Below are 7,130 nucleotides of genomic sequence, written 5' to 3'. Positions count from 1 at the left end.
TCCATCACCTTGCTCTTCACTTAGGTGTATAACTCGCTCTAGGTCATTAGGGGCAAATTGAAAAACATTGTTTGTTTCGTATCTCATTACAAACTCTTCACCCAAGCGCCCAAGCTCTGTTCTGCGATGGTTTAACGCCTGCCAATCTATTTGTTGAGGTTTGAACGATCTTCTTCTCTCTTTTCTTCTTTGAACGTCTTCGTCAGATATTCTATCCAGTGTGTTTTGAGACTGTAGACCAACTAAAATAGACCAAGTCGCAGGCCTAACTGTTTTATCAATTACGTAAGTTTCATCATAAACACGTATATCCTCTTTTTGATGAGATACTATGTTCCCTATCCTTTGTGTAATAAGTGGTTCTGCTCTAGTTCTACTTGGTTGCATATCATCATTATCAAAGGGCATTACTGTATTTAGTAATTCTTTTACTTCTGATGTAGTCAAAGAGCCGTATTGCCTAAGAAGAAGGGAAACTGCCGTTCTAATATCACTTTCTGATGTAGCCATTTATACTAACCCTAGTTTATAGTTGGTTATAATAAGGTGTTTCACTTCCTTATCGTTTCTATTCTTAAAATTGACAGAATAAGATTTATCAAATCTACTTTTATACCATCCCTCTTGCTCATACAGATCTTCAATAAATTCTGTTGATTTGACTATCATAAGCCATTTTGTCTTTTTAATTTTCTTCAGCGAATCTCGTAATCTTATTTGCTCCTTAGCATCGAAAACCTGAAGGTTGTAGGTGCTAAAATCTGAATCATAAGGAGGATCTAAAAACATGAAAGCTGAATCTTCGTCAATAAAAGCATTAGTAAAATCGCCCTGTAAGATGCTAGTATTTTGCAATTTTTTGACGACAACATCATTAGTAAGCTGTCTTACTCGATCAAGAAAATCTTTCTTTGCATAGGTATTACCACCAAAAGGTACGTTAAAGTCACCCCTGAAATTGTATCTAAACATAGATGAGTAAGCGTACTCTCTAAGGAAAAGATATAGAGCAGCTTTTAATTGAGGCGATTCTTCAACACTAGTTGTATTGTATAGGTGTCTTATGTATGTGTATACCCCTGCACCAATAGCCCCTAAAGCATTGTCGTCCCAATTACTTATTTCAACTGTTTCTGCTACTCTTGCTAGCGATTTTCTCTTTTGTACAATACCCTTTGATAACGAAAGCGCGAGCTGTTTCTTGTCAGAAGGTAGAGAAGAGACAGAATCCAGTAATTCATGAGCTATTTTTTCAACAAATGCACATTCATCTGTATTGCTATCAACAGATAATAGCTGAACAACGTCTAACATATATGAGTTTTTTAGCTGCCAAATCTGGCCTATATCATTTATATAGTCAATAAAAAGAGCGTCTTGTTGTTGACTGTACAAATATACTAAAACTAGCTCTTCTGAACAGTCATTTATGATCCACTGCTTTGCTTTAGTTGCCCAAAATACTGCCCCACCACCTAAAAACGGTTCGATATAAGTATCGAAATCTGGTAATAATTTTTTCAAATGTTTAATCTCTGAACTTTTACCACCTGGATATTTAAATAGCGGTTTTAAAACGGCATTACTCATGGATATATCTTCCTAGATATTAATTAGTTCTGAATGGTAAATTGACGCTAATAGCTTTGCCTTATCAATAATCTAAGTAATCACGTATTGGACGCTTATCAAATTGCTTAGGATTTTTTTTAAGGCGGTTAACCATTTCAAACTCCCACGCTTTCGGGTCTTGACCTGCTGGACTAGTAGAGCTCACTAAGTGATTGTAGTCTGCGATAAAGCGCTTGTTACGTGCAATACGTCCCAGCTGCTTATCATTCAACCCTTCTATGGTGAACATATCGGCTGTACCTAGATCTCTATTAACACATTGTTGTTTACTGCTTTTAGGCTTATTTTTTGACAGGACTTTAAATTTAAAACCAATAATATTTTTACCATCTTTTTCTTGCTCATAGTTAACTTTAATATCAGTGTGCTCGTTAATTTCTTTGATAGCCTTGTCTAAAACACCAGACTTGAAGTCACACATTCGTTGATACTCATCATCGTTAACTCCAAGTTGACCTCTAAACACGTTTAAGCCAAATAAAGGTGTCTTTTTGGCTTCACGCCATTGTATTAGAAGTTCATATAAACGTACTGAATACATACTGTTGAGCATAGATGTTTGTTCTAAGGTGTATTTAGTAAAAAACTGTTCTATACCATTTATACGTGTTATTTCATTTACTACCGCAGGCGTAAATATAATCTCAATAGTACCTTTATCCTGCTTATACTTTGCTTGACTAATCCAACGGGATTTAACGGGATAACCATCGTTTTCGTCTAAAAAAGTAAATCTACGTTCGAATAGATTTTCTTCCGCTTTTTTAAGTACGTCATAAGCACCTTGACGTGTCGTTCCAAACGCTTCAGCGTACCTTGAGGCTTTTATAGTTAAAGGTTTATCAGCAGATAAACCTTCGTTTTTTTCTCTACTGTCTATGATAGCTAACTGAACCAGTCTTATCTCAGCAAGCGTAAGATTCTGGATAGCAGTATTCAATCTGTTTGTCTTAACTATAAGATCCATCTTATTGTTACCTGCATTCATGCTTGGTTTCATCAACTTAGCCCCTCTAACTATATAACGATAAACAATATAACATCATTATAACGATAAATAAATAAATATCGTTATAAGGTAAGTAAACTACGTTCTATGGGTAAGTAAACTACGTTCTATGGGTAAGTAAACTACGTTCTATGGGTAAGTAAACTACGTTCTATGGGTCGCGAACCCTTTGATATATAAGACTTGCAGAGGACTTAAAAGCTTTTAAAAGCATTAAAAGCATTAAAAGCCTTTTCTTATTTTTTTATTAACTGAAAAGACAAAAGAAAAAATCCTCAGTTACAGCATAATATTAAGGTCTTTTTTGTGATCTTTTGGATCAAGTAATCGATCAATGCTTTCTGATTCATCCAAAGACACAGAATTTTTAAAATTTTCTTAGCATTCTAGTGGCTTTATTTTTCTTTAACCTTAGTAACGAGCTATAAAACCCACTCTATCTGCTTACAGGATTAGATTTAATAGCACTAATTATCTATTTTGATACATACCTAGCCCTTTCATATCTAACCCTCTCTATAGCGATTTTACGGATTTCTAGCCGCATTACCTCATTTACCCTAGCAATTTCCTCTTGATTTAGACCATTAATTGCCATTAAGTAAGGCTCAACACGTTTTCTAAGGGTGTTATAGCTCTCTTCTGCAACGTTTTTATCCAATCTAGCCTTCTCATAGTCCATCAGGATGCTGTTTGCCGCCTTCACTGTTGGTTCTATTTGCTCAATAACGGCTGCTGAGACCTTTTCCCCATACCTAGCCTTGCTTTCAAACATTTCAGGCTTAGGCGCTACGGTCGTAATACTAAAATCCCTCGCGTGATTGATGTCGTGGTAATACTCCTTGATGTTTGTATGCTTGGCTTTAGAGCCTTCCTTGCCCCTCGTTAGCCCCAAATCAGCGACCGTATTGGCAAAATCGGTTTGCATCTGATTTAACTTAACCCTGCCGCCTAGAAAATCCTTACAGTTGAGCTTCCCTTTTTGGTCAATAGGAACGACATAAGCGACCAGCTGCGGTGTGCTTATGTCCCGATGAATACTCATACCTGCAATGTTTTCTGCTCCATGTTTATTCATGAGCCATAAACTCGCTTGCTTAAAAAAATCCGTTTCCTTGTTTGTTCCCCAGCCTTCCCATTCAGGACTGGCAGTTAGTAAATACTCAATACATAGCACCGCATCAGAACGTCTTTTTTCAGGAAGTCGATTTTCTATCGCTTGTTTGACGGCTTCGGGGGTAGCAACGGTATGATGATTTTTAGGGGTGAGGTTGGGGTCAGCATTTGGCGTTTCTATCGTTCGGTAGCTGTGTGCAAGACTGCCACCGATGTTGCCCATCGTCTTTAATTTCGCTGTCCTCAAAATTGCGTAGTTCATCGCCACTTTTTTCCTATAATTGGGTGTTATTTTACTAAGGTGTACTTACTACACCATAATTTCACTAGTTACGAAAGCGTAATTTTTGGCGCAAAAGGCGGTAAAAAAGGGCTATTTTTCACTGTTTTTCAACTTGGCTGTTTACAGATTGTAAACACCTTTTTTCTTTATAAATCAATGACTAAGAACGATTTTGTTTGCACTTTGCAAACACTTCGATTTCAATAAACCTAACAATATCAGCTATTTGGCAGTCCCTTTAGGGTGCGTATGGTGTAGTCATAAAATTAGGTGGGAAATAACGGATTTTTTATCTGTCGTAAAATCTGCTACAAAAAAGGGGTTATAAGAGCGTTACTTCTCGTTTTTCACTGGCATAATCATAGCTTGGTACAAACAACTTATTCACCTAAAAAAAATCATCTGTAGCTACAGATGATTCTAGTAGCGGAGTTATTTATGAGCATGATCGGTGTATCAGTAGCTAGCAATAAAAGCCTTCAACTTGAAGCCACTCAAGAAGCCTACAATAGAGCTGTCGTGAAGCTTAATTTGCTATTGATTGACGATAAAACGCACGAAGAAGTGGTCAGAAGCAAGCTGTTTGAAGTCATGGGTGAAAGAAATCAGCTGGGGAAGTACTCCACTTCTGATCTGTATGTCATGCAAAAAAGCATTGAGAAAACGGTTGATGATTTTCTTGCTGGATTAAATGAGCAGACTATTACCCCTTAGATTAGCGAGAAGATAGAACGCTAAAGTTATTGAGGTTTAATCACCTTTCGCTTATATTGGGGGTACGAATATAAGCGAAAGGTGATTGCTATGACTACAACTAATTATAATATACGGCTTGACCAGGATCTGAAGGATAGGTCTTTTTCTGTTCTAGAAAGCTATGGACTAACACCTTCACAAGCCATAAGACTGTTCTTGAACCAAGTAGCCGATACTAATGCGATTCCTCTGTCTTTTGACTATCAACAACCTAAGCTCAACGCGCAAACACTTGCTGCTATTGCAGAGGTCGCGAGCGGTAAAGGCACTAAGTACGATAGCTTTGGTGATTTGATGGATGAGCTAGAAGGCGAGGCTGATGAGATCCATTGAAGTATCCAGTCAGTTTAAGAGAGACGCGAAAAAGAACTATCTAAGCCTACTCACTCTTGCATGGGGCGAGGTACTTAATTGTTTGACTATGAACCGCCCCGAGATTGTCGGGGCGCTTAAAACATACGGTTACGAATTAGCATCGACTAATTATTGAACGTCTATTCTACTTCTAAGTACACCACTTTAAATGCTACCTGATTAAACGAGAGTATATTATGCTTGAAAATCAATACAGAGTCTTTGAGGGCATACCAAGCGATATAGAGAAGCAATCAATAAAAAACATATACGAAATCAAAATCTTAGATGAAATAAAATCATATAATGACTCACAAGATCTTCCATATGAAAATATATTTAATATCTTTGATAATTATAATGTAGAGCTCGGCTACATTTCCGATGAACAAATTAATGGTCGTCCGGTTCCTCACGCAACTATAATTGATGCTCTTGAGACTGACGATGGCAAACTAGTAAAGTCATTAGATACAGATCTTGATTTGGATGAGATGGTTGATTATGCCATCAACCTCATTGATGAACACTATCGGTATTATGGATCCATGTTTAATCAAAAGGTATTTAGTGATGCGGGTGATTTTAATCATTTCCAGTCTGCACTTTTAGTACCTTCATACATAAAGTCGCGACCGCCAATTTATACCCCTATTATAGGAGTAAATGCACTTAATATAGCTATTATCAGACTTAGAACTCAAAGAAATACCACGTTCCCTGTAGGAAATGTATTATCTCCAAAAAAGTACAGGGAAGAAGACACAACATTATTTACATACGATTATTTAGGTTATTCACCTTTTAGTTATGAACCTAATGCAGCAGGCATCCGCGATATACATGATAGAGTATATACCCATACTAATCCTGATGATTTTTCAGCTTTCGGCATAGTCATAAAACTTGATTGCTTACCTAAAGGCAGTTATCCGGATTATCCGTCACATTTATCAGAAAAACCTTTTAGATGGATAGGTATAGGTTACCAAGACATACCTTCTAATTGGTCGACGATACTATTTAATTATTATTTAGGCATAAGTGAGTTTAGTCGATCTATTCTTACGTCCGTAAAGTATAAAGATGTATTTTTATTCTGGTTGGCAGCTAGTAGCGGCCTGCCTCTCTCGATCTTTAAGTCATTTGAAAATGAGATCAGCGATTATCATACTTTGTCCAAAGATATAAAAGCAGACATCATTCGTGACATGATGCCGCTTGTAGAAAACGCTTCCCTTAATATGCAGTCAGACGAGTATCTAAGGCAAACACCTCTTATAAACCTTTATTAAATTTCGTAGTAGTGAAAGTATATTCCTGACTCTGTATAAATGAGCATTTAGGCATACCTATTAGAAACTGAACGAAGGGTTTGAATCGTTTTCCAATTATAATGATGACCACATCAGCGCAGACATTTAATCTAAATCGCAGTTACACAGTTTTTAGGAAAGGCTCACAGCGTCAAGCACAGTTTGTAAAAGTAAGAGAACAAAGACAAACGACTACTGGTATAGATAAAGGCGGTATGGAAAGATAATACAAAAAAACCCCAAGCTATTTTGGGGTTTAATGCAGATTAATCCAAGGATACTAAGTGAGTGTTTGAATATCAAAGAACCCCTTAATACATTCTACTTACTTTGTAAGACACTGGATCAAAACTATACCTTGAAAACAACTCTTCAGCTGAGATAACTATAATATTTCCCATTCGAGTATTTACATCAAAGTTAAAAACGCGATATATGAACGAACTATTTTCATATCTATTTAATTCAAAATAAGCGCGTTCGTTTTCTGTCATATAAAACGGAGTATCCACACCACCTTGAGTTGTTTTCACTTCAATATACCTGTCAGTACCATCCTGATTCAGTGACATTATATCGAAGCCAGCTCCATCACCTTGCTCTTCACTTAGGTGTATAACTCGCTCTAGGTCATTAGGGGCAAATTGAAAAACATTGTTTGTTT

At 36.8% G+C, this 7,130-nt stretch carries 8 protein-coding genes; 3 read left to right on the top strand and 5 right to left on the bottom strand.

Annotated features, from left to right (window positions below; translation table 11 throughout):
• From QL982_RS13685 to mobV, 4 genes are all read right to left on the bottom strand, one after another.
• Positions 1-510 (bottom strand): hypothetical protein (locus QL982_RS13685; RefSeq protein ID WP_290190400.1); only part of this gene is annotated, 510 nt, incomplete at its 3' end.
• Positions 511-1,590 carry a DNA adenine methylase gene (locus QL982_RS13680; RefSeq protein WP_270898862.1) on the bottom strand — a complete coding sequence of 360 codons (1,080 nt, stop codon included), beginning with the start codon at positions 1,588-1,590 and terminating at the stop codon, positions 511-513.
• A 64-nt stretch (positions 1,591-1,654) separates the two neighbouring features.
• Positions 1,655-2,620: a replication initiation protein RepM gene (gene repM, locus QL982_RS13675; RefSeq protein ID WP_270898861.1), complete on the bottom strand. Its 966-nt coding sequence runs from the start codon at positions 2,618-2,620 to the stop codon at positions 1,655-1,657.
• 496 nt (positions 2,621-3,116) lie between these two features.
• On the bottom strand, positions 3,117-4,019 hold the full coding sequence (gene mobV, locus QL982_RS13670; RefSeq protein ID WP_270898860.1) for a MobV family relaxase: 903 nt from the start codon (positions 4,017-4,019) through the stop codon (positions 3,117-3,119).
• Between the two features lie 459 nt (positions 4,020-4,478).
• Here mobV and QL982_RS13665 point away from each other — a divergent pair, with 459 nt between their 5' ends.
• From QL982_RS13665 to QL982_RS13655, 3 genes are all read left to right on the top strand, one after another.
• On the top strand, positions 4,479-4,754 hold the full coding sequence (locus tag QL982_RS13665) for a hypothetical protein (protein WP_102092461.1): 276 nt from the start codon (positions 4,479-4,481) through the stop codon (positions 4,752-4,754).
• A gap of 90 nt (positions 4,755-4,844) precedes the next feature.
• Entirely contained in the window at positions 4,845-5,129 is a 285-nt protein-coding gene (locus QL982_RS13660) for a type II toxin-antitoxin system RelB/DinJ family antitoxin (RefSeq protein WP_102092462.1), read from the top strand.
• 218 nt (positions 5,130-5,347) lie between these two features.
• Positions 5,348-6,445: a hypothetical protein gene (locus QL982_RS13655; RefSeq protein ID WP_270898864.1), complete on the top strand. Its 1,098-nt coding sequence runs from the start codon at positions 5,348-5,350 to the stop codon at positions 6,443-6,445.
• A gap of 332 nt (positions 6,446-6,777) precedes the next feature.
• Here QL982_RS13655 and QL982_RS13650 read toward each other — a convergent pair.
• The coding region (locus tag QL982_RS13650) for a DUF3883 domain-containing protein (RefSeq protein WP_290190399.1) at positions 6,778-7,130 on the bottom strand (353 nt) is incomplete at its 5' end.

The organism is Psychrobacter sp. 5A.1 (assembly GCF_030407455.1).
Taxonomy (GTDB): domain Bacteria; phylum Pseudomonadota; class Gammaproteobacteria; order Pseudomonadales; family Moraxellaceae; genus Psychrobacter.
The sequence above is the reverse complement of the archived record's forward strand: the minus strand, read 5'-3'. Positions and strand labels throughout refer to the sequence as shown.

What these genes read in the sequence shown, in the direction of transcription:
- QL982_RS13680 (WP_270898862.1), bottom strand. Translation starts at nt 1,590, where the DNA reads ATGAGTAATGCCGTTTTAAAACCGCTATTTAAATATCCAGGTGGTAAA.
- QL982_RS13665 (WP_102092461.1), top strand. Translation starts at nt 4,479, where the DNA reads ATGAGCATGATCGGTGTATCAGTAGCTAGCAATAAAAGCCTTCAACTT.
- repM (WP_270898861.1), bottom strand. Translation starts at nt 2,620, where the DNA reads ATGAATGCAGGTAACAATAAGATGGATCTTATAGTTAAGACAAACAGA.
- QL982_RS13655 (WP_270898864.1), top strand. Translation starts at nt 5,348, where the DNA reads ATGCTTGAAAATCAATACAGAGTCTTTGAGGGCATACCAAGCGATATA.
- QL982_RS13660 (WP_102092462.1), top strand. Translation starts at nt 4,845, where the DNA reads ATGACTACAACTAATTATAATATACGGCTTGACCAGGATCTGAAGGAT.
- mobV (WP_270898860.1), bottom strand. Translation starts at nt 4,019, where the DNA reads ATGAACTACGCAATTTTGAGGACAGCGAAATTAAAGACGATGGGCAAC.